The sequence below is a fragment of the Thermus kawarayensis JCM 12314 genome (assembly GCF_055393575.1).
The window spans coordinates 1,726,217-1,750,303 of the sequence record NZ_AP043756.1; the positions used below are offsets into that span (position 1 = coordinate 1,726,217).

General features: G+C 68.6%; 21 protein-coding genes, 2 tRNA genes and 1 pseudogene. 11 read left to right on the forward strand and 13 right to left on the reverse strand.

Annotated elements, in window-relative coordinates; genetic code table 11:
- Positions 1-16 precede the first annotated feature (16 nt).
- Genes aspS through asnS form a run of 4 tightly spaced genes read left to right on the forward strand, consistent with a single transcriptional unit; the run spans position 17 to position 4,784 of the window.
- Positions 17-1,762, forward strand: coding sequence for an aspartate--tRNA ligase (gene aspS, locus ACZ5RK_RS09540; protein WP_464908974.1), 1,746 nt, complete (start codon positions 17-19; stop codon positions 1,760-1,762).
- Positions 1,755-2,648 carry a PhzF family phenazine biosynthesis protein gene (locus ACZ5RK_RS09545; protein WP_464908975.1) on the forward strand — a complete coding sequence of 298 codons (894 nt, stop codon included), beginning with the start codon at positions 1,755-1,757 and terminating at the stop codon, positions 2,646-2,648. The genes aspS and ACZ5RK_RS09545 overlap by 8 nt, the downstream gene beginning before the upstream one ends.
- A gap of 3 nt (positions 2,649-2,651) precedes the next feature.
- The gene (locus ACZ5RK_RS09550; protein ID WP_464908976.1) at positions 2,652-3,455 is read left to right on the forward strand and encodes an HAD family hydrolase; all 804 of its coding nucleotides are present in this window, start codon (positions 2,652-2,654) and stop codon (positions 3,453-3,455) included.
- A gap of 12 nt (positions 3,456-3,467) precedes the next feature.
- Positions 3,468-4,784, forward strand: coding sequence for an asparagine--tRNA ligase (gene asnS, locus ACZ5RK_RS09555; protein WP_464908977.1), 1,317 nt, complete (start codon positions 3,468-3,470; stop codon positions 4,782-4,784).
- Here asnS and pdxT read toward each other — a convergent pair.
- The 7 genes from pdxT to fsa all read right to left on the reverse strand — a co-directional run bounded on the left by pdxT (position 4,781) and on the right by fsa (position 12,109).
- Positions 4,781-5,356 (reverse strand): pyridoxal 5'-phosphate synthase glutaminase subunit PdxT, encoded by a 576-nt coding sequence (gene pdxT / locus ACZ5RK_RS09560; protein WP_054647370.1) that lies wholly within the window; start codon positions 5,354-5,356, stop codon positions 4,781-4,783. The two genes, asnS and pdxT, sit on opposite strands and share 4 nt — an antisense overlap.
- 23 nt (positions 5,357-5,379) lie before the next feature.
- Entirely contained in the window at positions 5,380-7,431 is a 2,052-nt protein-coding gene (locus tag ACZ5RK_RS09565) for a heavy metal translocating P-type ATPase (RefSeq protein WP_464908978.1), read from the reverse strand.
- Between the two features lie 31 nt (positions 7,432-7,462).
- Positions 7,463-7,834, reverse strand: coding sequence for an ArsR/SmtB family transcription factor (locus tag ACZ5RK_RS09570; RefSeq protein ID WP_054647210.1), 372 nt, complete (start codon positions 7,832-7,834; stop codon positions 7,463-7,465).
- A complete protein-coding gene (gene pdxS / locus ACZ5RK_RS09575; RefSeq protein WP_464908979.1) occupies positions 7,815-8,696 on the reverse strand; it encodes a pyridoxal 5'-phosphate synthase lyase subunit PdxS in 882 nt (293 codons plus the stop codon). Before pdxS ends, ACZ5RK_RS09570 begins: the two co-directional genes overlap by 20 nt.
- Before the next feature lie 89 nt (positions 8,697-8,785).
- Entirely contained in the window at positions 8,786-9,946 is a 1,161-nt protein-coding gene (locus ACZ5RK_RS09580; protein WP_464908980.1) for a peptidoglycan DD-metalloendopeptidase family protein, read from the reverse strand.
- Positions 9,947-10,160: 214 nt separating this feature from the next.
- Positions 10,161-11,441 (reverse strand): transcription termination factor Rho, encoded by a 1,281-nt coding sequence (gene rho, locus ACZ5RK_RS09585; RefSeq protein ID WP_464908981.1) that lies wholly within the window; start codon positions 11,439-11,441, stop codon positions 10,161-10,163.
- Complete coding sequence (gene fsa / locus ACZ5RK_RS09590) at positions 11,438-12,109, reverse strand: fructose-6-phosphate aldolase (RefSeq protein WP_464908982.1); 672 nt, start codon at positions 12,107-12,109, stop codon at positions 11,438-11,440. Before fsa ends, rho begins: the two co-directional genes overlap by 4 nt.
- A 404-nt stretch (positions 12,110-12,513) precedes the next feature.
- Here fsa and ileS point away from each other — a divergent pair, with 404 nt between their 5' ends.
- From ileS to nfo, 4 genes and pseudogenes are all read left to right on the forward strand, one after another.
- A complete protein-coding gene (gene ileS / locus ACZ5RK_RS09595) occupies positions 12,514-15,645 on the forward strand; it encodes an isoleucine--tRNA ligase (RefSeq protein WP_464908983.1) in 3,132 nt (1,043 codons plus the stop codon).
- A 52-nt stretch (positions 15,646-15,697) separates the two neighbouring features.
- Positions 15,698-16,735, forward strand: a complete 1,038-nt coding sequence (locus tag ACZ5RK_RS09600; RefSeq protein ID WP_054647385.1) for a M24 family metallopeptidase — start codon at positions 15,698-15,700, stop codon at positions 16,733-16,735.
- Entirely contained in the window at positions 16,736-17,230 is a 495-nt protein-coding gene (locus ACZ5RK_RS09605) for a septal ring lytic transglycosylase RlpA family protein (RefSeq protein WP_464908984.1), read from the forward strand.
- A pseudogene (gene nfo, locus ACZ5RK_RS09610) lies at positions 17,230-18,053 on the forward strand (endonuclease IV). The gene ACZ5RK_RS09605 and the pseudogene nfo overlap by 1 nt, the downstream one beginning before the upstream one ends.
- Here nfo and ACZ5RK_RS09615 read toward each other — a convergent pair.
- From ACZ5RK_RS09615 to ACZ5RK_RS09630, 4 genes are read right to left on the reverse strand one after another with little or no spacing between them, the layout of a single operon-like run.
- A complete protein-coding gene (locus ACZ5RK_RS09615; protein ID WP_093005376.1) occupies positions 18,027-18,245 on the reverse strand; it encodes a hypothetical protein in 219 nt (72 codons plus the stop codon). The pseudogene nfo and the gene ACZ5RK_RS09615 overlap by 27 nt on opposite strands.
- 9 nt (positions 18,246-18,254) lie before the next feature.
- Positions 18,255-18,914 carry a site-2 protease family protein gene (locus tag ACZ5RK_RS09620; protein ID WP_464908985.1) on the reverse strand — a complete coding sequence of 220 codons (660 nt, stop codon included), beginning with the start codon at positions 18,912-18,914 and terminating at the stop codon, positions 18,255-18,257.
- 17 nt (positions 18,915-18,931) lie between these two features.
- Positions 18,932-19,537, reverse strand: a complete 606-nt coding sequence (locus tag ACZ5RK_RS09625; protein ID WP_464908986.1) for a zinc metalloprotease — start codon at positions 19,535-19,537, stop codon at positions 18,932-18,934.
- Positions 19,512-21,995 (reverse strand): CBS domain-containing protein, encoded by a 2,484-nt coding sequence (locus ACZ5RK_RS09630; protein WP_464908987.1) that lies wholly within the window; start codon positions 21,993-21,995, stop codon positions 19,512-19,514. Before ACZ5RK_RS09630 ends, ACZ5RK_RS09625 begins: the two co-directional genes overlap by 26 nt.
- 57 nt (positions 21,996-22,052) lie before the next feature.
- Here ACZ5RK_RS09630 and ACZ5RK_RS09635 point away from each other — a divergent pair.
- Positions 22,053-22,146, forward strand: a tRNA-Ser gene (locus ACZ5RK_RS09635).
- 11 nt (positions 22,147-22,157) lie between these two features.
- Here ACZ5RK_RS09635 and ACZ5RK_RS09640 read toward each other — a convergent pair.
- Together ACZ5RK_RS09640 and ACZ5RK_RS09645 are read right to left on the reverse strand one after the other, a co-directional pair.
- A complete protein-coding gene (locus tag ACZ5RK_RS09640; RefSeq protein ID WP_464908988.1) occupies positions 22,158-22,370 on the reverse strand; it encodes a hypothetical protein in 213 nt (70 codons plus the stop codon).
- A 67-nt stretch (positions 22,371-22,437) separates the two neighbouring features.
- Positions 22,438-22,512 (reverse strand) — tRNA-Ala (locus tag ACZ5RK_RS09645).
- Positions 22,513-22,675: 163 nt separating this feature from the next.
- Here ACZ5RK_RS09645 and rpsB point away from each other — a divergent pair.
- Both rpsB and tsf read left to right on the forward strand, forming a co-directional pair.
- Positions 22,676-23,467: a 30S ribosomal protein S2 gene (gene rpsB / locus ACZ5RK_RS09650; RefSeq protein ID WP_464908989.1), complete on the forward strand. Its 792-nt coding sequence runs from the start codon at positions 22,676-22,678 to the stop codon at positions 23,465-23,467.
- Positions 23,464-24,054 carry a translation elongation factor Ts gene (tsf, locus tag ACZ5RK_RS09655; protein ID WP_054647421.1) on the forward strand — a complete coding sequence of 197 codons (591 nt, stop codon included), beginning with the start codon at positions 23,464-23,466 and terminating at the stop codon, positions 24,052-24,054. Before rpsB ends, tsf begins: the two co-directional genes overlap by 4 nt.
- Positions 24,055-24,087 lie beyond the last annotated feature (33 nt).

A 24,087-nucleotide genomic window follows, 5' to 3' on the forward strand; every position in this document is an offset into this window, starting at 1 on the left:
TAAGCTTTAGGGGATTATGCGCCGCACCCACTACGCTGGAAGCCTCAGGGAAGAACACGTGGGCCAGGAGGTGGTCCTCGAGGGCTGGGTGAACCGCCGTCGCCACCTCGGGGGGCTCCTCTTCCTGGACCTCAGGGACCGGGAGGGCCTGGTGCAGCTGGTGGCCCATCCCGATAGCCCGGCCTACGCCGTGGCGGAACGGGTGCGCTCGGAATGGGTGGTGCGGGCGAGAGGCCTGGTGCGCCTTCGCCCGGAGCCCAACCCCCGTCTGGCCACGGGCAAGGTGGAGGTGGAGCTCTCCTCCCTGGAAATCCTCGCCGAGGCCAAGACCCCTCCCTTCCCCGTGGACGCGGGCTGGCGCGGGGAGGAGGAAAAGGAAGCGGGCGAGGAACTCCGCCTCAAGTACCGCTACCTGGACCTCCGCAGGCGGCGCATGCAGGAGAACCTGCGCCTGCGCCACCGGGTCATCAAGGCCATCTGGGACTTCCTGGACGGGGAGGGCTTCGTCCAGGTGGAAACCCCCCTCCTCACCAAGAGCACCCCGGAGGGGGCCCGGGACTTCCTGGTGCCCTACCGCCAGGAGCCTGGCCTCTTCTACGCCCTGCCCCAGTCCCCCCAGCTCTTCAAGCAGATGCTGATGGTGGCGGGGCTGGACCGTTACTTCCAGATCGCCCGCTGTTTCCGGGACGAGGACCTAAGGGCCGACCGCCAGCCCGACTTCACCCAGATGGACCTGGAGATGAGCTTCGTGGAGGTGGAGGACGTGCTGGAGCTGAACGAGCGCCTCATGGCCCACGTGTTCCGGGAGGCCCTGGGGGTGGAGCTTCCCCTCCCCTTCCCCAGGCTTTCCTACGCGGAGGCCATGGAGCGCTATGGCTCCGACAAGCCCGACCTCCGCTTCGGCCTGGAGCTTAAGGAGGTGGGCCCCCTCTTCCGGGAAAGCGAGTTCAGGGTCTTCCGGGAAGCGGAGCGGGTGAAGGCCCTCGCCGTCCCCAAGGCCCTCTCCCGCAAGGAGATGGGGGAGCTGGAGGAGGAGGCCAAGCGGCACAGGGCCCAGGGCCTCGCCTGGGCCCGGGTGGAGGAAGGGGGCTTCTCGGGAGGGGTGGCGAGGTTCCTCGAGCCCGTGCGGGAAGCCCTCCTTAAGGCCACGGGGGCGAGGCCGGGGGACACCCTCCTCTTCGTGGCGGGGGCCTTTAGGGTGGCGGCGGAGGCCCTGGGGGCGGTGCGGCTCAGGCTCGCGGACCTGCTCGGCCTAAGGGAGGAGGGGTTTCGCTTCCTCTGGGTGGTGGACTTTCCCTTGCTGGAGTGGGACGAGGAGCGGGGGGGGTGGACCTACATGCACCACCCCTTCACCAGCCCCCACCCCGAGGACCTCCCCCTTCTGGAAGAGGACCCCGGGCGGGTGCGGGCCCTGGCCTACGACCTGGTCTTAAACGGCGTGGAGGTGGGCGGGGGGTCCATCCGCATCCACGACCCCGGGCTCCAGGCCCGGATGTTCCGGCTTCTGGGCATCGGGGAGGAGGAACAGCGGGAGAAGTTCGGCTTTTTCCTGGAGGCTCTCCAGTACGGCGCCCCGCCCCACGGCGGGATCGCCTGGGGGCTGGACCGGCTCCTGGCCCTCATGACGGGAAGCCCCTCCATCCGCGAGGTCATCGCCTTCCCCAAGAACAAGGAGGGCAAAGACCCCCTCACCGGGGCCCCAAGCCCCGTGTCCGAAGAGCAGTTTCGGGAGCTTGGGCTTCAGGTGATCCGCCATGGCTAAGATCCCCTACATCCTCGTGGACGCCTTCGCCCCCGCCCCGGGAGCGGGCAACCGGGTGGCCATCGTGCTGGACGCCCGGGGGATGGGCCTGGAGGAGATGCAGGCCCTTGCCCGGCGCCTGGGGGAGGCGGAAACGGCCTTCCTCACCGAGAGGAGGGAGACGGTCTTCGGGGTACGCTTCTTCACCCCCAAGGAGGAGGTGGAGTTCTCCGGCCACGCGGCGGTGGCCCTGGGCTTGAGCCTGGTGCGCCTGGGCCTGGCCCCCGAGGGGATAGGGCGGCTTTACCTCCACACCCCCACGGAGGCTCTTCCCGTGGAGATCGTCTACGAGGGAGGGGCGCCCGTGAAGGCCCTGGTGCGGGGCCCCTCCCCCCGCTTCCGCGACCTCCCCCCTTTTGAGGCCTTGCGGGCGGCCCTCGAGGCCCTGGGCACCAACGAGCGCTACCTCCACCGGGGCCTGCCCTATGGCATCGCCTACACTGGGCTCTGGAGCCTCTTCGTGCCCCTCATCGCCCCGGGGGTGGTGGACGCCCTGGAGCCGGAAACGCCCGCCCTTTTGGAGGTTTCCCGGAGGCTGGAGGTGGCCACGGTCCACGCCTACGCCCCCATGGGCCCAAGGAGCTTCTACGCCCGGGACTTCGCCCCCATCCTGGGCATCCCCGAGGACCCGGTGACGGGCTCGGCCAACGCCGCCCTAGGAGCCCTCCTCGCCCGGGCCGGGGTGGTGCCCAAGCGGGAAGGCAGGGTGCAGCTCACCGTCTACCAGGGCCACCGCCTGGGCAACCCCGGGGTGGTGGAGGTCTTGGTGGAGTACAGCCCCCAGGGCCAGCCCTACGCAGTGCAGATCGGCGGGGAGGCGGCCATCGTGGCCTCGGGGGAGCTCTAACCCATGGCAACGCGCTTGGTCTTCGTAGACGTGGACGGCACCCTGGTGGGCAGGGACGGGGTGCCCCCCTGCGTCTGGCCCAAGGCGGAGGCCCTCCGGGGCAAGGGGGTGCGCTTCGCCCTCGTCACCGGCCGTCCGGGCCGGGGGGAGACCCTGGGGTACGCCCAAAGGCTGGACCCCCAGGGCCTCCACATCTTCGAGTCGGGGGCCGTGGTCCTGGCCCTTTCCCAGGACGCCCACACCCCCCTTAAGGTGGAGGCCCTGCCGGAAGAGGCGGCCAGGGAGGCCGTTCGCCTGGCGCGCAGGCTCGGTCTGCCCCTGGAGGGGTACACCGCCGAGGGCGGCTTCTACGTGGAGGGGGAAAGCCCCCTCCTCCAGGACCACCAGCGGCTTCTGGGCCTTCAGGCGGAAGGGGCGGACCTCCTAGGCCTTCCCTCCCCCCTGGTGCGCCTCCAGGTCCTGGCAGGGCTCGAGGCCCCCCTGGGGGCGCTTTTGGACGGGCTTCCCCCGGGGCTTCAGGCCCACGTGGCGGAAAGCCCCAAGATGCCGGGGGTGCGCTTCGTCTCCCTCACCCGGCAAGGGGTGAGCAAGCTCACCGCCGCCCGGTTCGTGGCCGAGGCCTACGGCCTTTCCCTGGAAGAGGCGGCCATGGTGGGGGACGGGGAGAACGACCTGGAACTGATCCGGGCCGTGGGGCTGGGCATCGCCATGGGAAACGCCTCCCCTTCCGTGAAACGGGCCGCCAGGAGGGTGGTGGCCCCGGTGGAGGCCTGCGGCCTGGCGGAGGCCCTGGACCTCTTGGGGTAGACTACCCAGGGTATGCGGGTCTTCATAGAGGAGATCGCCCACCACCTGGACCAGGAGGTGGAGCTCAGGGGCTGGGTTTACCAGAAGCGCTCCAAGGGCAGGATCCACTTCCTCATCCTCCGGGACGGCACGGGCTTCCTCCAGGCCACGGTGGTCCAGGGGGAGGTGCCGGAGGAGGTCTTCCGGGAAGCGGACCACCTGCCCCAGGAAACCGCCCTTAAGGTATGGGGCCGGGTGCGGGAGGACCGGAGGGCCCCCGGAGGGTTTGAGCTTGCCGTGAGGGGCCTCGAGGTGGTGAGCCGCCCCCAAGGGGAATACCCCATCGGCCCCAAGGAGCACGGCATTGACTTCCTCATGGACCACCGCCACCTCTGGCTCCGCCACCGGAGGCCCTTCGCTGTGATGCGCATCCGGGACGAGCTGGAAAGGGCCATCCACGAGTTTTTCGGGGAAAGGGGCTTCCTCCGCTTTGACGCCCCCATCCTCACCCCTAGCGCCGTGGAGGGCACCACCGACCTCTTTGAGGTGGACCTCTTTGATGGGGAGAGGGCCTACCTCTCCCAGTCGGGGCAGCTCTACGCCGAGGCCGGGGCCTTGGCCTTCGCCAAGGTCTACACCTTCGGCCCCACCTTCCGGGCGGAGCGCTCCAAGACCAGGCGCCACCTCCTGGAGTTCTGGATGGTGGAGCCCGAGGTGGCCTTCATGACCCACGAGGAGAACATGGCCCTCCAGGAGGAGCTCGTGCGCTTCCTGGTGGCCCGGGTGCTGGAAAAGCGCTCTAAGGAGCTGGAGATGCTCTCCCGGGACCCCAAGGCCTTGGAGCCCGCCGCGGAAGGGAACTACCCCCGCCTCACCTACAAGGAGGCGGTGGCCCTGGTGAACCGGCTTGCCGAGAAGGACCCCGAGGTGCCCCCCCTCCCCTACGGGGAGGACTTCGGCGCCCCCCACGAGGCCGCCCTAAGCCGCCAGTTTGACCGGCCCCTCTTCGTGGAGCGCTACCCCGCCCGCATCAAGGCCTTCTACATGGAGCCGGACCCCTCGGACCCCGAGCTCGTCCTGAACGATGACCTCCTCGCCCCCGAGGGCTACGGGGAGATCATCGGGGGAAGCCAGAGGGTCCACGACCTGGAGCTCCTAAGGCGCAAGATCCGGGAGTTCGGCCTTCCCGAGGAGGTCTACGGGTGGTACCTGGACCTCCGCCGCTTCGGGAGCGTGCCCCACTCGGGCTTCGGCCTGGGGCTCGAGCGCACGGTGGCCTGGATCGCGGGCCTCGCCCACGTGCGGGAGGCCATTCCCTTCCCGAGGATGTACACGAGGATGCGGCCCTAGACCCCGGCGAGCTCCAGGAAGTAGCGGTGGAGGCGGGGGTCCTCCGTGAGCTCGGGGTGGAAGCTGCTGGCGAGGACCTTCCCCTGGCGGACCAGGACGGGAAGGTCCCCAAGCCTGGCCAGCATCTCCACCCCCTCCCCCAGCCTCCGGAAGACCGGGGCCCGGATGAAGACCCCGTGGAAGGGGCCGAGGCCCTTCACCTCCAGGTCTTCCTCAAAGCTTTCCACCTGCCGCCCGAAGGCGTTCCGCTCCACGGCGGCGTCCAAAACGCCAAGACGGGGCTGGTCGGGATAGCCCAGGATCTCCTTGGCGAGCCAGATGGCCCCGGCGCAGGTGCCGAAAAGGGCCAAGGAACCCTCCTCCACCCGCCTGCGCACCGCCTCCTCCAGCCCGTACTCCCGGGCGAGCTTGCCGATGGTGGTGGACTCGCCCCCGGGGACGATGAGGGCCTTAAGCCCCTCCAGGTGCTCGGGCTTCCGCACCTCCTTGGCCTCCACCCCAAGCCGCCTGAGGGCCTCCTTGTGCTCGCGGAAATCTCCCTGTAGCGCCAGTACGCCGACCACGCTCCCCATGCTGGACCCAGGACGAGGGCCTGTCAAGGGAGCGGGGCCCGAAGGAGGCGTAGGCTGTTGAAGGTAACCAGGAGCAGGGCCCCGCTATCCGAGAGCACCGAGGGCCAAAGTCCCGTGAGGCCGAGGAGGGTGGTGAGGAGGAAAAGCCCCTTGAGCCCAAGGGCGAAGAAAACGTTCTGCCAGACCACGGCCAGGGCCTTCCGGCTCAGGGCAAAAGCCCGGGGCAGGGCCTCCAGGGAAAGAAGGCCCACGTCCGCCGCCCGAAGGGCGGCCTCCGTCCCCTCGGCCACCGCCAGGCCCACCGTGGCCCGGGCCAGGGCGGGGGCATCGTTCACCCCGTCCCCCACCATGGCCACCCCGCCCTCCTCCGCCAGGGCCGCCACCCGCCTAAGCTTGTCCTCGGGGGAAAGCCCCGCCCCCACCTCGCCCGCCTCGAGGCCCAAGGCCCGGGCGAGGGCCAAGGCCGCCTCCTCACGGTCCCCGGTGAGAAGGTGAAGCCTAAGGCCCATTCCCCTCAGGGCCTGAAGGGCGGCCCTCGCCTCCTCCCGGGGCTCGTCCCGGAAGGCGAGGAGGGCGAGAGGCCTTTCCCCTTCCCAAAGGAGGGAGAGGGTGTGGCCCTCCTTCTCCAGGCGGGCCACCGCCTCCCCCACCCCCTGGAGCAGGGGGAGGGCCTCCGGGCGCAAAAGGCCCACCTCCTTCTCCCCCACCCGGGCGAAGGCGCCCTGGCCCGGGACCTCCCGGTGGTCCCTGGCCTCCCTGACGGGGCCTTCCGCCTCCCGCACCGCCCGGGCCAGGGGGTGGGCCGAGCCCTGGGCCACCCCCTTGGCGAGGGCCAGGGCCTCCTCCTCCCTCACCCCGAAGGGAACCACGGCCACGAGCCTGGGACGGCCCAGGGTAAGGGTTCCCGTCTTGTCCAGGGCCAGGTGGCGCACCCTCCCCAAGCGCTCCAGGGCCGCCCCGCTTCGGAAGAGGATCCCCGCCCTCGCCCCCCGGGCCACCCCGCTGGCGATGGCCGCAGGCACCGAGACCACCAAAGCGCAGGGGCAGGCGATGAGGAGGAGGGCGAGGGCCTTGTAGAGGTGGCCCCGGAAGTCCCCCCAAAAGAGGGGAAGCACGAAGGCCACGAGGCCCGCAAGAAAGAGGACCAGGGGCGTGTAGCGGCGGCTGAAGGCGTCTATGAGCCTTTCCACCTCCGCCTTCTTCAGGAGGGCCTCCTCCGCAAGGCGGGCCATCTCGGCGAGGAAGCCCTCCCTGGGGAGCCTCTCCACCCGCACGAGGAGGCTTCCCCCCTCCACCAGGCTTCCCCCATAGACCCGGTCCCCCTCGGCCTTGGCCTTGGGCAGGGGCTCCCCGGTGAAGGCCGCCTCCTCCACCCAGGCCGTCCCCGAAACCACCCTCCCGTCCGCCGGCACCCTTTCCCCCTGGGGCACACGCACCAGGTCCCCCACCCGGAGGGCGGAAAGGGGCACCTCCTCCACCCCCTCTCCCCTCACCCGGAAGGCCCGCCTCGGGAGAAGACTCCCCAGGGAAAAGAGGGCCTTCCGGGCCTGGGCCGTGGCCTGGGCCTCGAGGACCTCCCCCACCAGGAAGAGGAAGACCACCACCGCCGCCTCCGCCGCCGCGCCGATGGCCAAGGCCCCGAAGGTGGCGAGGCTCACCAGGACCTGGATGCTGAAGGGGTTCTTGCGGAAGCCGCGAAGCCCCTTCAGGGCCAGGGGAAGGACGCCCAAGGAAGCGGCAAGGGCGTAGGGCCAAGGGCCCAAGGGGAAGAGGCGGTCCAGGAGGAAGGCGAGGAGGAGAAGCCCCCCGCTTCCGAGGGCCCAGGGCCAGGGCCCGGAAAGCCTCCCCTCCCCCTCCCCGTCAGGACGGAGCCGGTAGCCCAGGGGGGCGAGGCGGGCCTCGGCCCTCTCTACCGCCTCCTCCCTCTCCAGGGCCAGGTAGGCCTTGCCGCTGGCGTAGCTCACCTGGACCCCCACCACCCCCGGCACCTCCTTGAGGGCGGACTCCACCTTGCGGGCGCAATCGGCGCAGTCCATGCCCTCTACCCGGAAGACGCGCACCCTGGAGGCCTTCATGCCCCTAGGGTAGCATCATTTGAGCAAATGTTCAAGTGTTTTCTTCCGCGTGGGCCAGGGCCTCCTCCAAAAGGACGCCCACGTGCCCGTCGGCGAGGCGGTAGTAGACCTGCTTCCCCTCCCTCCGAAAGGCCACGAGCCTCGCCTGGCGGAGAAGCCGGAGCTGGTGGCTCACCGCCGAGACCGAGACCCCGGCGAGGAGGGCTAGGTCGCACACGCAAAGCTCCCCCGCCTCCTTCAGGGCCAGGAGGAGGCGCATCCTCGTGGGGTCGGCGAGGGCCTTGAGGAGGAGGGAGGCTTCCCGGAGCACCCCTTCTCCGGGAAGGGCGGCCCGGGCCTTCTCCACCCTTTCCGGGTGGGTCTCGTACACCCCGCAGACCGCCCTACCAGCCCCGCTTGGCAAGCCTTTCCTCTTCCCTAAGCTGGTCCAGGTTGATGCCCACCATGGGCTCGCCCAGGTCCTCGCTCACCTCGGCCAGGACCTCGGGATCGTTGTAGTGGGTTACGGCCCGCACGATGGCCCGGGCCCTTTTCTTGGGGTCCCCGGACTTGAAGATGCCGCTGCCCACGAAGACCCCGTCCATCCCCAGGTGCATCATGAGGGCAGCGTCGGCCGGGGTGGCGATGCCGCCGGCGGCGAAGTTCACCACGGGCAGGCGGCCGTGCTCGTGAACCCACTTGACGAGCTCCAGGGGCGCCCCCATCTGCTTAGCGTAGGCCATGAGCTCGTCCTCCCTGAGGGACTGGAGGTAGCGGATCTCCTTCCACATGGTGCGGGCGTGGCGCACCGCCTCCACCACGTTGCCCGTCCCCGCCTCCCCCTTGGTGCGGATCATGGCCGCCCCCTCGGCGATGCGCCTAAGGGCCTCCCCCAGGTCCCGGGCCCCGTTCACGAAGGGCACCTTGAACTTCCACTTGTCAATGTGGTGCTCCTCGTCGGCGGGGGTCAGGACCTCGGACTCGTCGATGAAGTCCACCCCGATGGCCTCGAGGATCATGGCCTCCACGAAGTGGCCGATCCGCACCTTGGCCATCACCGGGATGGAGACCGCCGCCATGATCTCCTTGATCCGCTTGGGGTCGGACATGCGGGCCACCCCGCCTTGGGCCCGGATATCCGCGGGGACCCGCTCCAGGGCCATCACCGCCACCGCCCCCGCCTCCTCGGCGATCACCGCCTGCTCGGGGGTGGTCACGTCCATGATCACCCCGCCCTTGAACATCTCGGCAAAGCCCGTCTTGATGTGGAAGGTTCCCTTCTCCATCCCGCCCTCCATCCTCTAGCTTACGCCCCCCAGGGTCAAGGGCCCTGGGGCACAAAGCCGAGGGCACCGGGAAAGCCTCCCCCGGGGGCTCAAGGCAGGTAGGCCAGGGGGTTCCGGGCCACCCCGCCCACCCGCACCTCAAAGTGGAGATGGGGTCCCGTGGACCAGCCCGTGGAGCCCACGTAGCCGATCACCTGCCCCGCCTCCACCCACTGTCCCGCCCGCACGGCGATGCGGGACATGTGGGCGTAAAGGGTTTCCACCCCACCCCCGTGGTCCAGAATCACGTGGAAGCCGTAGCCCACCGAGCTCCAGCCCGCCACCTCCACCTGGCCCGCCTTGGCGGCCACGATGGGGGTGCCGTAGGGGGCGGCGAGGTCAATCCCGGTGTGGAAGCGCTGGAAAGCCCCCCGCTGGCCGAAGTAGGTGGTGATCTGGAAGCTCGAAAGAGGCCAGCGCATCCCGCCCTCCTGGTAGCTCACCCGGCGGACCTGGGGCTTGGGAGCCTGGGCCTGGCGAAGCCGGACCTGCCTCTCTGCCTCCTGCCGACGCCTCTCCTCGGCCAGCCGCCTAAGCTCCTCCTGGCGCCTGCGCTCGGCCTCGAGGCGGGCCTGACGCTCCTCCTCCTGCTTGGCCAGAAGCCGCTGGTAGGTGGTCTTGGCCTGGATCCCGGGTAGGAGGACAAGGTCCCCAGGCCTAAGCTCCGTGGGGTCCTTCACCCCGTTGGCCTGGGCCACCTTCACCGGGGAAAGGCCGAAGCGGCCCGCCAGGTCCACCAAGGTCTCCCCTTCGGGAAGGGACACGAGAAGCCCCTTGACCCCTTTGGGGATGTAGATCACGCTCCCCGCCACCAGCCGGTCCAGGCTCTCCAGAGAGGGGTTGGCCGAGACCAGGTCCAAGGGGGAAAGGCCGAAACGCTGGGACAAGGAGGCCAGGGTATCCCCCGGGCGCACCCGGTAGACCTCCACCCCGGGGGGCACGCGGGGTTCCCGCTCCTCGGCGGCCACCAGGGGGATGCGGAGCTCCTGGCCCACCTGGAGGCGGTCGTCCTTAAGGCCGCTGGACCACTGGATGTGCCTAGGGTCCACGCCAAAGCGGGCGGCGATCCCCACCAGGGTGTCCCCCGGCTTTACCCGGTAAAGGACCCAGCCCTTCCTAGGGGCCTGCCCCACCTCCACCGTGGCCTCCGGCAGGGGGATGCGGCTTAAAAAGAGGGGAAGGGGGCTGGCTTGCGCCCAAGCGAGGGCCACTGCGAGAAAATACGCGCCTTTGAATGCCCGCAACGATCACCTCCAACAAGGAGACCTCAAACTCTGGGGGATTATACCAGGCCCACCCGGTCCAAGGGCAAGGGGCAAAGGACCGGGGAAAGCACCCCGCCGCGACCCCCGCCCCCGGCCGGCTTCGCCCTGGCGTACTCCCCATGCTGGTTTGGGCCAGCATGGGGGCCCCAAGGAAAGGGTATTACCGGGCCGCCAAAGAGGCCAAAAACTCCTTGTTGCTCTTGGTGCGGGCCAGCCGGGCGAGGAGCATCTCCATGGCCTCGGCGGGGTCCATGTCCGCCAGGACCTTGCGCAGAAGCCACATCTTGTGGACCACCTCCTCGCCGAGAAGAAGCTCCTCCCGCCTCGTGCCGGACTTTAGGATGTCGATGGCCGGGAAGATGCGGCGCTCCTCCAGGCGGCGGGAGAGGTGGAGCTCCATGTTGCCCGTCCCCTTGAACTCCTCAAAGATCACGTCGTCCATGCGGCTTCCCGTCTCCACCAGGGCGGTGGCCAAAATGGTGAGGCTCCCCCCTCCCCGGATGTTCCGGGCCGCCCCCAGGAAGCGCTTGGGGAAGTAGAGGGCGGCCGAGTCCAAGCCGCCCGAGAGGGTGCGCCCCGTGGGCGGGGTCACCAGGTTGTTGGCCCGGGCCAGGCGGGTGATGGAATCCAGGAGGATCATCACGTGCCCCCCCTCCTCCACGATGCGCTTGGCCCGCTCGTGGACGAACTCCGCCACCCGGATGTGGTTCTGGGGCGGCTCGTCAAAGGTGCTGGCGATGACCTCGGCCCCCTGGACGCTTTCCCGGAAGTCCGTGACCTCCTCGGGGCGCTCGTCGATGAGGAGGACGATGACCTTGATGTCGGGCTCGTTCTTGAGGACGGCGTTGGCGATCTTCTTGAGGAGGGTGGTCTTCCCCGCCTTGGGGGGGGCCACGATGAGCCCCCTCTGGCCCCTCCCGATGGGGGCGAGGAGGTCGATGACCCGGGTGGAGAGCTCGTCCGGGGTGGTCTCCAGCTTGATCTGCCGGTCGGGGAACTGGGGGATGAGCTCGTCAAAGCGGGGGCGGTTCTTGGCGGTCTCGGGGTCCAGGTCGTTCACCGCCTCCACCTTTAGGAGGGTGCCGTAGCGCTCGTTCTCCCGGGGTGGACGCACCCGGCCCACGATGTAGTCCCCGCTCCTCAAGGCGTACTGGCGGATGAGCCCGGCGGAGACGATGGCCACCCGGGACTCCAGGTTGTAAAGGCTCTCCGTCAGGAAGCCGTACCCGTCGGGGCTGATCTCCAGATAGCCCCTGACCAGCTGTAGGCCCTCCCCCTGGGTCTGGCGCTCCAGGAGGGCCATGATGAGCTGGTCCTTCTTCATGCGCTTGTAGCCTTCAATGCCGGCTTCCTGGGCCAGGAGGTGCAGCTCGGGCAGGATCTTGGCCGAAAGCTCCTGGTAGGAAAGAGGGGCTTCTTGGATTTCCGCTCTCCGCTTCATGGCTTGACCTTCTCCCAGTCCTCCATGAACCGCTTGAGGCCGATGTCCGTGAGGGGGTGCTTGAGGAGCTGTTTAAACACCGCGTAGGGCATGGTGGCGATATCCGCCCCCAAAAGGGCGGCCTCGGTGACGTGCCGGGGGTGGCGGATGGAGGCGGCGATGACCCGCACCGGGAGGTCTTGCACCTGGAGAAGCTCCACGATCTCCCTGAGAAGCTCCCCCCCGTCCCAAGAGATGTCGTCCACCCGGCCGAGAAAAGGGCTCACATAAGCCGCTCCGGCCCTGGCCGCCAAAAGGGCCTGGTTGGCGGAGAAGATGAGGGTCATGTTGACCTTGATCCCCTCGGCGGAAAGCCTCTTGCAGGCCTTCAGGCCCTCCTCGGTGGTGGGGAGCTTGACCACGATATGGGGATGGACCTCCGCCAGGCGCCTCCCCTCGGCCACCATGGCGGGGGCCTCGAGGGCCGTCACCTCGGCGGAAACGGGCCCCCCTGCCGCCTCGCAAATGGCCCTGAGGTGCGCCCGAAGCCCTTCCCAGGTAAGCCTCTCCCCCCTTGCGGCAAACTCCTTGGCCACCAAGGTGGGGTTGGTGGTGACCCCGGAGAGCACGCCCCAACCGGCGATCTCCCGTATTTCCTCCAAGTTAGCTGTATCCAAGTAAAGCTCCATGCTGGGCTCCTTTTGACGGGAAGGGGACCGGCTTAGCCTGAGTCTAGCAGACCTTGCGGGGTGGTTGTCAAGGGAGGGGAAGGGCTGCTAGCATGGCCTTAGCCGCCAACGGGGGATTCTACCCCAGGGGGCACAGGTTGTAAAGGCGAGGATGGGGAGAGTACCCCTTCCCAAGAGCCCAAGAGCGAGCCGGGGAGGGTGGAAGCCCGGCGGTGAGGGAAGGCGGGAAGATCACCCCGGAGCCGCGGGAGGAAAGGGCCAGCCCCGAGTAATGCCCGCCGGGTGCGCCCGTCATAGCGCCAAAGAGGGCCTGGGGACCTTCCCCAGGAAGCGCGGTGGTACCGCGGAAGCGCAAGCTTTCGTCCGCGCCTTAGGGCGCGGGCGTCTTGCTTAGGAGGTGAGGGATGTTCAAGGAGGTCGGCGAGCCCAACTTTCCCCAGATGGAGGAAGAGGTCTTGGCCTTCTGGAAGCGGGAGAGGATCTTCCAGAAGAGCGTGGAAAGCCGCAAGGGCGGCCCCCGCTACACCGTCTACGAGGGGCCCCCCACGGCCAACGGCCTCCCCCACGTGGGCCACGCCCAGGCCCGGAGCTACAAGGACCTCTTTCCCCGCTACAAGACCATGCGGGGCTATTACGTGCCCCGGAGGGCGGGCTGGGACACCCACGGGCTTCCCGTGGAGCTGGAGGTGGAGAAGAAGCTCGGGCTCAAGAGCAAAAAGGAGATTGAGGCCTACGGCATTGAGCGCTTCAACCAGGCCTGCCGGGAGTCCGTCTTCACCTACGAGAAGGAGTGGGAGGCCTTCACCGAGCGCCTCGCCTACTGGGTGGACCTGGAAAACGCCTACGCCACCCTCGAGCCCTCCTACATCGAGAGCATCTGGTGGAGCCTGAAGCACCTCTTTGACCGGGGGCTCCTCTACCGGGACCACAAGGTGGTGCCCTACTGCCCCCGTTGCGGCACCCCCCTCTCCTCCCACGAGCTGGCCCTGGGCTACAAGGAGATCACCGACCCCTCGGTCTACGTGCGCCTGCCCCTCCGGGAGCCCGGGAAGCTCGGCCTAAGGAAGGCGAGCCTCCTCATCTGGACCACCACCCCCTGGACCCTGCCCGGGAACGTGGCGGCGGCGGTGCACCCCGGGTACACCTACGCCGCCTTCCAGGTGGGGGAAGAGGTCCTCGTCCTGGAGGAAGGGCTCGGGAAGAAGATTCTGGGAGAGGAAACCCCCGTCCTCAGGACCTTCCCGGGAAAGGCCCTGGAAGGCCTCGCCTACGCGCCCCCTTACCCCCAGGAGGTGGAGAAGGGGTACTTCGTGGTCCTGGCCGAGTACGTGAGCCGGGAGGACGGTACGGGCATCGTCCACCAAGCCCCCGCCTTCGGCGCCGAGGACCTGGAGACCGCCAGGGCCTACGGCCTTCCCATGCTGAAGACGGTGGACGAGGAGGGAAAGCTCCTGGTGGAGCCCTTTAGGGGCCTCTTTTTCCGCGAGGCCAACCGGGCCATCCTTAAGGACCTCAAGGAGCGGGGCCTCCTCTTCAAGGAGGAGACCTACCTCCACAGCTACCCCCACTGCTGGCGGTGCTCCACCCCCCTCATATACTACGCCACGGAGACCTGGTTCCTCCAGAACACCCGCTTCAAGGACGAGCTCATCCGCAAGAACCAGGAGATCCACTGGGTGCCCTCCCACATCAAGGAGGGGCGCTACGGGGAGTGGCTTAGGAACCTGGTGGACTGGGCCTTGAGCCGCAACCGCTACTGGGGGACGCCCCTGCCCATCTGGGTCTGCCAGGCATGCGGCAAGGAGGAGGCCATGGGGAGCTTCCAGGAGCTCAAGGCGAGGGCCACAAGCCCCCTCCCCGAGCCCTTTGACCCCCACCGCCCCTACGTGGACCAGGTGGAGCTCACTTGCGCCTGCGGCGGGACCATGCGCCGGGTGCCCTACGTGATCAACGTCTGGTACGACTCGGGGGCCATGCCCTTTGCCTCCCTGCACTACCCCTTTGAGAACCAGGAAGAGTTCCGGGAAAGTTTCCCCGCCGACTTCATCTCCGAGGGCATTGACCAGACCCGGGGCTGGTTCAACTCCCTGCACCAGCTTGGGGTCATGCTCTTCGGCTCCATCGCCTTCAAGAACGTCATCTGCCACGGCCTCATCCTGGACGAGAAGGGGCAGAAGATGTCCAAGTCCAAGGGGAACGTGGTGGACCCCTGGGACATCCTGCGGGAGTTCGGGGCGGACGCCTTGAGGTGGTACATCTACATCTCCGCCCCCCCCGAGGCCGACCGGCGCTTCGGGCCCAACCTGGTGCGCGAGGCGGTGCGGGACTACTTCCTAACCCTCTGGAACGTCTACAGCTTCTTCGTGACCTACGCCAACCTGGACCGGCCCGACCTCAAAAACCCTCCCGCCCCCAAGGAACGGCCCGAGCTGGACCGCTGGCTTCTGGCCCGGATGCAGGACCTCATCCAGAGGGTGACGGAGGCCCTGGAGGCCTACGACCCCACCACCTCTAGCCGCGCCCTGCGCGATTTCGTGGTGGAGGACCTCTCCCAGTGGTACGTGCGCCGGGGGAGGAGGCGGTACTGGAAGAACGAGGATGCCCTGGACCGGGAGTCCGCCTACGCCACCCTCTACGAGGCCCTGGTCTTGGTGGCCAAGCTCTCCGCCCCCTTCACGCCCTTTCTGGCCGAGGTGCTCTGGCAGAACCTGGTGCGAAGCCTTCACCCCGAGGCTAAGGAAAGCGTCCACCTGGCCGACTGGCCAGAAGTGGACCCCGCTTTGGCGGACGAGGCCTTGGTGGCCAAGATGCGGGCGGTGCTCAAGGTGGTGGACCTGGCCCGCTCGGCCCGGGCGAAAAGCGGGGTGAAGACCCGCACGCCCCTCCCCCTCCTCCTGGTCACCGCCCCCACCCCCTTGGAGCGGGAAGGCCTAAGGCACTTCGCCCCGGAGATCGCCGAGGAGCTGAACGTGAAGGAGGTGCGGGTCCTGGAGCCGGGGGAAGGGATCCTCTCCTATAGGGTCCTCCCCAACCTCAAGCTCCTCGGGAAGAAGCACGGGAAGCTCGTCCCCGAGATCCGGGAGGCCCTGGAGAGGGAGAGGGAGCGGGTTTCCGCCCTGGCCCTCAGGGGCGAGGCCATCCCCCTGGAGGTGGGGGGCGGGACCCTCGTCCTCCGCCCGGAGGAGGTCCTCCTCGAGGCCCAGGCCCCCGAGGGGTACCAGGCCCTGGAAAAGGACGGGTACGTGGCCGCCCTAAAGGTGGAGGTCATGGAGGACCTCCGCCTGGAGGGGCTGGCCCGGGACCTCCTCCGCCTCCTGCAACAGGCCCGCAAGGAGATGGGGCTAAGGGTCTCCGACCGCATCCGGGTGGGCTACCGGGCGGAAGGCGCCTACCTGGAGGCCCTGAAGCGCCACGGGCGCTGGATCGCCGAGGAGGCCTTGGCCCGGGCCTTCGAGGAGGGGCTCTTCGGGGGGTTTGAGGTGCGGGTGGAGGACGAGGAAGGGAAAGCGGTCTTCCACCTGGCCCGGCTGGAGTAGGGCCCGGGCCGGGCCCTTTACCTGGGGGCGGGCCCCGGGGTATAGTGCCCCCGTGCTTGCGCCCAAGGACCTCCTGGAGCCCCTGGCCCTGGACGCCCTCCTCGTCACCCGGCCGGAGAACGTCCGCTACCTCTCGGGCTTTCCCCACCCCGAGGACGCCCAGGTCCTGGTCACGGGGGAGGGGGCCTTCCTCCTCACCGACCCCCGCTACCCCGAGGCGGAAGGGGAAAGCCAAATCCCCGCCAAGGTCTTAAGGCGGGAGGAGCGGGAGGAACTCTACCGAAGGCTTTCCGGCCGCGTGGGCTTTGAGGCGGAGCACCTGCCCTACGCCGCCTTGGAGCGCCTCCGGGAGGCCTCCCCGGCGGAGTGGGTGCCCACCCGGGGGGTGGTGGAAAGGCTCAGGCTCAGGAAAACCTCGGGGGAGGTGGAAAGGATCCGCAAGGCCCAGGCCCTGGCAGAAGAGGCCCTGGCCCACGTCCTCCCTCTCCTGAAGCCCGGGGTGGAGGAGCGGGAGGTCGCCTTGGAGATTGAGTTCTTCCTCAAAAGGCGGGGGGCCGAGGGGGTGGCCTTTCCTCCCATCGTGGCCTCGGGGGAAAGGGGCGCCCTCCCTCACGCCCGGGCCTCGGAAAAGCGCCTTAGGGAAGGGGAGCTCGTCACCCTGGACCTGGGGGCCAGGGTGGAGGGGTACCACTCGGACATGACCCGCACCTTTGCCCTGGGCCGGGTGGACGGGGAGTGGCGCAGGGTGTTCCAGGCGGTCTTGGAGGCCCTCGAGGCCGCCCTCTCCGCCCTCGCCCCCGGGAAGAGCGCCAAGGAAGTGGACGCCCTGGCCCGGCAGGTCCTCCAAGGCCATGGCCTGGACCGCTACTTCGTCCACTCCCTGGGCCACGGGGTGGGCCTCGCCGTGCACGAGGGACCGGGGCTTTCCCCCTACGCGGAGGACGTCCTGGAGCCCGGCATGGTGGTCACCGTGGAGCCCGGGGTCTACCTCCCGGGGCTTGGCGGGGTGCGGATAGAGGAGCTCGTCCTCCTCACGGAAGACGGCGTGGAACTCCTCTCCCGCTTTCCCAGGGGCTGGCAGGAGGTCTAGGTGCGCCCCTTTATCCTCCCCTTCCTCCTTTCCCTGGCCCTGGCCCAGACCTACACCGTGAAAAAGGGGGACACCCTCTATGGCATCGCCAAGGCCCACGGCCTGAGCGTGAGGGAACTCATGCGCCTCAACGGTCTCACGGGGGAACGCATCTACCCGGGACAAGTCCTCCGGGTAGGGCGGGGGGAGGCTTCCTCGAGGCCGGGCCGCTTCCTCCAGGAAGGCCTGGCCGTCTGGTACGGCCCGGGCTTCCACGGCAGAAGGACGGCCAGCGGAGAGGTCTACGACATGCACGCCCTCACCGCCGCCCACCCCTCTTTGCCCTTCGGCACCCGGGTGCGGGTGACCAACCTGAAAAACGGAAAGAGCGTGGTGGTGCGCATCAACGACCGGGGCCCCTTCGGGGGAGGGTACATCATAGACCTCTCCTACGCCGCCGCCAAGGCCATCGGGGCCCTCTCGGCCACCCCGGTGCGCCTGGAGCGGGAGGAGTAATGGTCCGTTACGGCTTCCACCTCTCCATCGCCGGAAAGAAGGGCGTGGCGGGTGCGGTGGAAGAGGCCCTGCGCCTGGGCCTTTCCGCCTTCCAGATCTTCGCCAAAAGCCCGAGGGGCTGGAAGACGCGCGCCCTATCCCCCGCGGAAATAGAGGCCTTCCGCGCCCTGAGGGAGACGGCAGGGGAGCTCCCCGGGGTCATCCACGCCTCCTACCTCGTGAACCTGGGGGCCGAAGGGGAGCTTTGGGAAAAGAGCGTCATGAGCCTCGCCGACGACCTGGAAAAGGCCCGCCTCCTCGGCCTGGAGTACGTGGTGGTCCACCCGGGCTCGGGAAGCCCCGAGAGGGTGCGGGAAGGGGCCCTCAAGGCCCTCCGCCTCGCCGGGGTGCGAGAAAGACCCCGCCTCCTCCTGGAAAACACCGCAGGCGGGGGGAAAAGGTGGGGGCCCGCTTTGAGGAACTGGCCTGGCTCATCGCCGACACCCCCATGGGGGTCTGCCTGGACACCTGCCACGCCTTCGCCGCCGGGTACGACGTGAGGGGTGCCCCCTCCCAGGTCCTAAATGCCCTAGACCGGGCCGTGGGCCTGGAGAGGGTGCCCGTGGTCCACCTCAACGACTCCGTGGGGGGGCTGGGAAGCCGCATAGACCACCACGCCCACCTGCGCCAAGGCCAGATCGGGGAAGGGCTCAAGGGGGTCCTCCTGGACCCCAGGCTGCGGGGACGGGTCTTCATCCTGGAAACCCCGAGGAGCCCGGAGGAGGACGCCTGGAACCTCCGGGTCCTCCGGGGCTGGCTAGAGGAGACCGCCCCCCAGCAGTAGGCGCAAGGCGGCCACCCCAAGGACCAGAAGCCCGAGCTTCCAGGCCCTCTCCTCCCCAAAAAGCACCCCCAGACCCGCCCCCAGCAGGGCCAGGGGGATCACCAACCAGTTGAGCCAGCCCAGAAGGGGAAGGAGGGCAGGAAGGAGAAGCAAAAGGGCGAGGACCGAGAAAAGAAGGCTCAAGGAGCGCATGGAGCCATTCTAGCCGAAAAACACGCCGAAGAAGACCCGCCGGGCGAAGGCCAACACCTCCTGGATGGGCCCCCGGAGCACGGTGACGATGAGGAGGAAGGAGAGCCAGGCGTACTGCTCCAGCCGCCAAAGGAAGGGCTGCCAGGAGAAGGGCAGGAGGCTTTGCAGGATCTTGGAACCGTCCAAAGGGGGGATGGGCAGGAGGTTGAACACCGCCAGGACCAGGTTGAGGCTGCTGGCGTAGAAGAGGCCCAGGGCCAAGACCCCGGTGGCCGTCTGGGCCTCCCCCCGGAAGGTCTGGACCACGCCCCAAGGGTCCAAGGCGAAAAGCCCCCGCACGCAAAGGGCAAAGAGCACGGCCAGGGCCAGGTTGACGGCGATGCCAGCCACGGACACCACGAAAAGCCCCAAGCGGTAGCGGCGGAAGGCCCCGGGGTTCACGGGCACGGGCCTGGCCCAGCCGAAGCCCACCAGGAGGAGGAGGACCGTGCCCAAAGGGTCCAGGTGTCGGAGAGGGTTTAGGGTGAGGCGGCCCAAGCGCCGGGCGGTGGGGTCCCCGAAGCGGAAGGCGGCGTAGGCGTGGCCCCACTCGTGAAGGCTCAGGCTCAAGAGGAGGGCGGAGAAGGCGAGGGCGAAGGCCAGAGGGTCCTGCTGGAGAAGGCCGATCATGCCCACCCTCACGGGGCTCACAGGCCCAGGGCCCGGTACAAGGCCCCAAGAAGCCCCGCAAGCCCCTGGACCACGGAGCCCGTCACCCCGGTGTAGGAGAGGAGGAGGAAGATGAGGAGGAAGCCCAAGGGACCGTAGGAGGCCAACCGGTCCAGGAAGCGGCGGGTCTCGTACCCGCCCAGGGCGTAAAGGGCCTTAGCCCCGTCCAAGGGCGGCACGGGGAAGAGGTAGATGGCCGCGTGGAGGAGCATAAGCCTATGGGCCACGAAAAGGCCCTCGCCAAAGGGGTAGGGCAGAAAGCGGGCGAGAAGGCCAAAGAGGAAGGCGGCCACGAAAAACCCCACGGGACCCATGAGGGCCACAAAGGCTCCCTTGCGCCCGGGAAGGTTCGTGGGCACGAAGCGGGGCCAGCCGAAGCCCAAAAGGAGGAGGAGCAAAAGCCCCAAGGGCTCCAGGTGCACCCTCAGGTCCAAGGAAAGAAAGCCGTAGCGCCTGGGGGCCGTCTCCCCGTAACGGTCGGCCAGCCAGGCCTGGAAGAGGTTATGGAGGATGAGGCCTAGGACGGCCAAGGCGAAGGCCACCAGGAAGACCGGGGGGTCATTGAGGAGGGGGAAGAGTCCCATCGCCCACCAGTTTACGGGCTAAGGCCAGCTCTTCCTCAAAGGTGCGCACCTCTCCCCGGGCCCGGGCCTCGGCCACCCTTCGCAGGACCTCCCCCACCTTGGGGCCCGGGGAGAGGCCCATCTCCAAGAGGTCCCGCCCCCGGAGGACCCGCCGCTTTTCCCTAAGCCAGGCCTCCCGCTCGGGGAACAGGGCCAAGAAAACGCTTCGCAAGGGCTCCTTGTCCAGGGCCTCCCTGGGTACCTCCTCTCCCTTCTGAGCCTGCAACAGGAGGGCCAGGTCCTCCTGGAGGCGCCTGGGCACGGCCAGGGCCTGGGCTCGGGCCAGGGGGTCTTCCTGGAAGAAAAGCAGGAGCAAAAGCCTGGCCTCTTTTACCCCCACCCAGGCCCCTCCCAGGGCGTCCTCGGGAAGGCGCAGGCGGGCGAAGGGGGCCCTCCCGGGAAGGGAGAGGCCATAGAGGGGCTTTAGGGCCCCTAGCTCCTCCAGAAGGGCCAGGGCCTCGTAGAAGGTGTCCTCCTCGAGGGTCAGAAGGAGCTCATCGCGGAGGCGGCTCTTGCTGGCCGTGCGCAACACCTCGGGCAGGAGGGCGGGAGGGAGGATGCGCAAGGCCTCCTCGGCGAAGCGGAAGGCGAGCCGGGCCGCCAGGCGGGCCCCCCGGACGATGCGGCTGGGATCCTCCACGAAGGAAAGGGGGTGGAGGGGCCTCAAGAGGCGGGCTTCCAGGTCCTTGAGCCCCCCGTAGGGGTCCAGAAGCTCTAGGGTCGCCAGGGAAAGGGCCATGGCGTTCACCGTGTAGTCCCGCCTCTCCAGGTCCTTGGCGATGGGGGCCGGGCGCACCTGGGGCAGGGCCCCGGGGTAGGGGTAGACCTCCTCCCGGCTTTCCGCCAGGTCCACGGAAAGGCCGAAGGGGAGGCGCACCCGCCCGGTGCCGAAGGCGTAGTGGAGGGCGTAGCTTCCCCCGAAGCGCTCCGAAAGAAAGCGGGCCACCTCCCCCACCCGCACCCCCGGCTCCAGCACCAGGTCCAGGTCCGGCCCCGAGCGGGAGAGCAGGGCGTCCCGCACCGCCCCCCCTACCAGGTAAACCCCCTGGGGGAAGGCCTCCTTCAGGGCCAGGACCACCTGCCTCGCTCCCTCGGGCAGGGCCTCCAGGATCCTCTCCCCCAAGGTGGGCCTCGAGGCGGACCGCTTGCGGTAAAGGTCCGTGCGGGTAAAGATGCCCAAAAGCCGCCACCCCTCCCCCACCGCCTCCCCCACTAGGACCCGGCCTCCCCCCTCCTTCAGCCGGGCCTCGGCCTGGGAGAGCGGGGTATCCGGGGGAAGGATCACCGCCCGGGCCAAGAACCCCTCCACCGGGTGGTGGACCAGGCCCAGGCGCTCCGCCTTCCTGAGGTCCCGCCGCCGGGCCAGCCCCAAGACCCGCACCCCTCCCCCCTCCAGGGGCACCACCACGGGCATGGCCCCGTAGCCCCGTTCTTCCAGCCTGCGCAGGGCCTCCCCCACCGTGGTGGGGGAAAGGGTCTCCACCGGGGAGGTCATGGCCTCCCCCAAGGTGGGCTCGGGGTCCAGGAAGAGGGAGAGGCTGGAAAGGAGTCTATGCAAGGCGCCCCGCACCCCCCTTACCCGGGCGAAGGCCGCCCGGGGATGCCCCCCGCCTCCCACCTGGGCGAGCCAGCGGGCCACGTCCAAGCGCGCCTTGCTCCGGGCGATGAGGAGGACCTCTTTGCCCAGCCGGAGCACCAAGAGCACCCCGTCCGCCTCGTGCAGGTCCAAAAGGGTGTGGGCCAGGGGGGCCAGAGCGGGCACGTACCCTTCCTCCTTGGCCCGGGCCAGGAGGAGGCGGAAGCCCTCCACCTCCACCACCCGGGCGGTCTTTAGAAGCTCCTTAAGGACGCTCCGGGCCTCCTCCCCCAGATGGGGGCGCACCCAGGCCCTGACCCGGGGGATCTCCGCCCCCATGAGGGCCAGGTGGTGGGCGGCCTCGAGGTCCAAGGGGGTGGTGGAGGGGAAGCTGAACCCCCCGGTGTCCTCCCAAACCCCGGCGTAGGCCAGGGTGGCCTCCAGGGGGGTGAGGGCGAGGCCCCGCTCCTTGAGGAAGGGAAGGAGCAGGCTCACCGTGGCCCCCACCTCCTGAACCCTCCCCCCCACGGCGGGCACGTCCCCGGGCGCCCGCGGATGGTGGTCAAAGACCCAGAAGGGCACCCGGCCCACCAGGACTTTAAAGGGCCCTATGCGCTCGGGACGGGCGTTATCCACCAAGATCACCTCGGAAACCTTGCCCAAGGGGATCTCCGAGGCGGGAACCAGGTCCAAACGGTCCTCCAGAAGGGGGGCGATCTCCTTGAGGGGGCCCTCGAGGCCTCCCACCAGGGCGAGCAGGCTCCCCGGGAAAAGCCTCCCTGCCAGCACCATGGAACCCAGAGCGTCAAAGTCCAGGTTCTCGTGGGCCACCACTACCCGCACGGTTTTTAGCTTACTTGACGGATGGAAGCCCCCTTGCTAGACTCAGGCTTGGCACGTGGAGAGGTGCCCGAGCGGCTGAAGGGACACGACTGGAAATCGTGTAGGCGGGCTTAAACCTGCCTCGCGGGTTCGAATCCCGCCCTCTCCGCCAACCCCCCAGCCTCAAGGCTGGGGTTTTCCTTCGGGCCCCCCTTCCGCCTCCACCACCCGCCCCTCCTTGCGGGCCCTCTCGGCCAAGAAGACCAGGCGGTAGTGCCAGTGCCCCACGGGCTCCAGGTGCTGCACCGAAACCACCTCCCCGATGACCCCCTCCCCCAGCAAGGCCTTGAGCCTCCGGGCATAGGGAGTGTAGCGCAGCACGTGGGCCACCGGCACCGGCTTCCCTCCCGTGGGCAAAAAGCGCCCCCCACGCCGCCGTGGGGGGAGGAGGGCAGGCCTCACCTGGTGGAGCGGCGGGGATTTGAACCCCGGACCTCCCGCTTGCAAGGCGGGTGCTCTCCCTCTGAGCTACCGCCCCAAGCCTCCGGCAGTATAGCCCAAGAGGGGGGCTTACGCAAAGGACCCTTCCCCTCTATAATCGGAGAGGTGTGCCGCACCAGCCCTCGGGCAGGGGAAGGTCCCGCGGGAAGGAGGGCGGCACACGGGAAACGCCAAGCCCAACCTTCCCCGATGGGAGGAATATGCCTGTAAACATCAGCGTGAAGGAGCTCCTGGAAGCCGGGGTTCACTTTGGCCACGAGCGCAAGCGTTGGAACCCCAAGTTCGGCCGCTACATCTACGCGGAGCGCAACGGCATCCACATCATTGACCTGCAGAAGACCATGGTGGAGCTGGAGCGCACCTTCCGCTTCCTCGAGGACCTGGCCATGCGCGGGGGGACGGTGCTCTTCGTGGGCACCAAGAAGCAGGCCCAGGACATCGTGCGCATGGAAGCGGACCGCGCGGGCATGCCCTACGTGAACCAACGCTGGTTGGGCGGGATGCTCACCAACTTCAAGACCATCTCCCAGCGGGTGCACCGCTTGGAGGAGCTGGAAAACCTCTTCGCCTCCGAGGACATCCACGAGCGCCCCAAGAAGGAGCAGGTGCGTCTGAAGCACGAGCTAGAGCGCCTGCAGAAGTACCTCTCCGGCTTCCGGCGGCTGAAGCGGCTTCCCGATGCCGTCTTCGTGGTGGACCCCACCAAGGAGGCCATCGCCGTGCGGGAGGCCAGGAAGCTCTTCATCCCCGTGGTGGCCCTGGCAGACACCGACTCCGACCCCGACCTGGTGGACTACATCATCCCCGGCAACGACGACGCCATCCGCTCCATCCAGCTCATCCTCTCCCGGGCGGCGGACCTCATCATTGAGGCCCGGGGCGGGGTGGTGGAGCCCTCCCCCTCCTACGCCCTGGTGGAGGAGGCCGAGCGGGCCGAGGCCCGCGGGGCCCTGGACGAGGGCCTGGAAGGCGAGGACGAGGTGGAAGCATGAGCCAGATGGAACTCATCAAGAAGCTTCGCGAGGCCACGGGGGCCGGGATGATGGACGTGAAGAAGGCCCTCGAGGACGCCGGCTGGGACGAGGACAAGGCCGTCCAGCTCCTGAGGGAGCGGGGGGCCATGAAGGCCGCCAAGAAGGCGGAGCGGGAGGCCCGGGAAGGCCTCATCGGCCACTACATCCACCACAACCAGCGGGTGGGGGTGATCCTGGAGCTCAACTGCGAGACCGACTTCGTGGCCAGGAACGAGATCTTCCAGAACCTGGCCAAGGACTTGGCCATGCACATCGCCATGATGAACCCCCGCTACGTCTCCGCCGAGGAGATCCCCGCCGAGGAGCTGGAGAAGGAGCGGCAGATCTACATCCAGGCCGCCCTCAACGAGGGGAAGCCCAAGGAGATCGCCGAGAAGATCGCCGAGGGCCGCCTGAAGAAGTACCTGGAGGAGGTGGTCCTCCTGGAGCAGCCCTTCGTCAAGGACGACAAGGTAAGGGTGAAGGAGCTTCTGCAGCAGGCCATCGCCAAGACCGGGGAGAACATCGTGGTGCGGCGCTTCTGCCGCCTGGAAGTGGGAGCGTAGGCCATGGGAACCGCCGGGGCCCCTACCCAAGCG

Bases quoted from the DNA above. Each gene is read 5' to 3' on its own strand.
- aspS (WP_464908974.1), top strand. From the start codon at position 17: ATGCGCCGCACCCACTACGCTGGAAGCCTCAGGGAAGAACACGTGGGC.
- ACZ5RK_RS09545 (WP_464908975.1), top strand. From the start codon at position 1,755: ATGGCTAAGATCCCCTACATCCTCGTGGACGCCTTCGCCCCCGCCCCG.
- ACZ5RK_RS09550 (WP_464908976.1), top strand. From the start codon at position 2,652: ATGGCAACGCGCTTGGTCTTCGTAGACGTGGACGGCACCCTGGTGGGC.
- asnS (WP_464908977.1), top strand. From the start codon at position 3,468: ATGCGGGTCTTCATAGAGGAGATCGCCCACCACCTGGACCAGGAGGTG.
- pdxT (WP_054647370.1), bottom strand. From the start codon at position 5,356: ATGGGGAGCGTGGTCGGCGTACTGGCGCTACAGGGAGATTTCCGCGAG.
- ACZ5RK_RS09565 (WP_464908978.1), bottom strand. From the start codon at position 7,431: ATGAAGGCCTCCAGGGTGCGCGTCTTCCGGGTAGAGGGCATGGACTGC.
- pdxS (WP_464908979.1), bottom strand. From the start codon at position 8,696: ATGGAGAAGGGAACCTTCCACATCAAGACGGGCTTTGCCGAGATGTTC.
- rho (WP_464908981.1), bottom strand. From the start codon at position 11,441: ATGAAGCGGAGAGCGGAAATCCAAGAAGCCCCTCTTTCCTACCAGGAG.
- fsa (WP_464908982.1), bottom strand. From the start codon at position 12,109: ATGGAGCTTTACTTGGATACAGCTAACTTGGAGGAAATACGGGAGATC.
- ileS (WP_464908983.1), top strand. From the start codon at position 12,514: ATGTTCAAGGAGGTCGGCGAGCCCAACTTTCCCCAGATGGAGGAAGAG.
- ACZ5RK_RS09615 (WP_093005376.1), bottom strand. From the start codon at position 18,245: ATGCGCTCCTTGAGCCTTCTTTTCTCGGTCCTCGCCCTTTTGCTTCTC.
- ACZ5RK_RS09620 (WP_464908985.1), bottom strand. From the start codon at position 18,914: ATGATCGGCCTTCTCCAGCAGGACCCTCTGGCCTTCGCCCTCGCCTTC.
- ACZ5RK_RS09625 (WP_464908986.1), bottom strand. From the start codon at position 19,537: ATGGGACTCTTCCCCCTCCTCAATGACCCCCCGGTCTTCCTGGTGGCC.
- rpsB (WP_464908989.1), top strand. From the start codon at position 22,676: ATGCCTGTAAACATCAGCGTGAAGGAGCTCCTGGAAGCCGGGGTTCAC.
- tsf (WP_054647421.1), top strand. From the start codon at position 23,464: ATGAGCCAGATGGAACTCATCAAGAAGCTTCGCGAGGCCACGGGGGCC.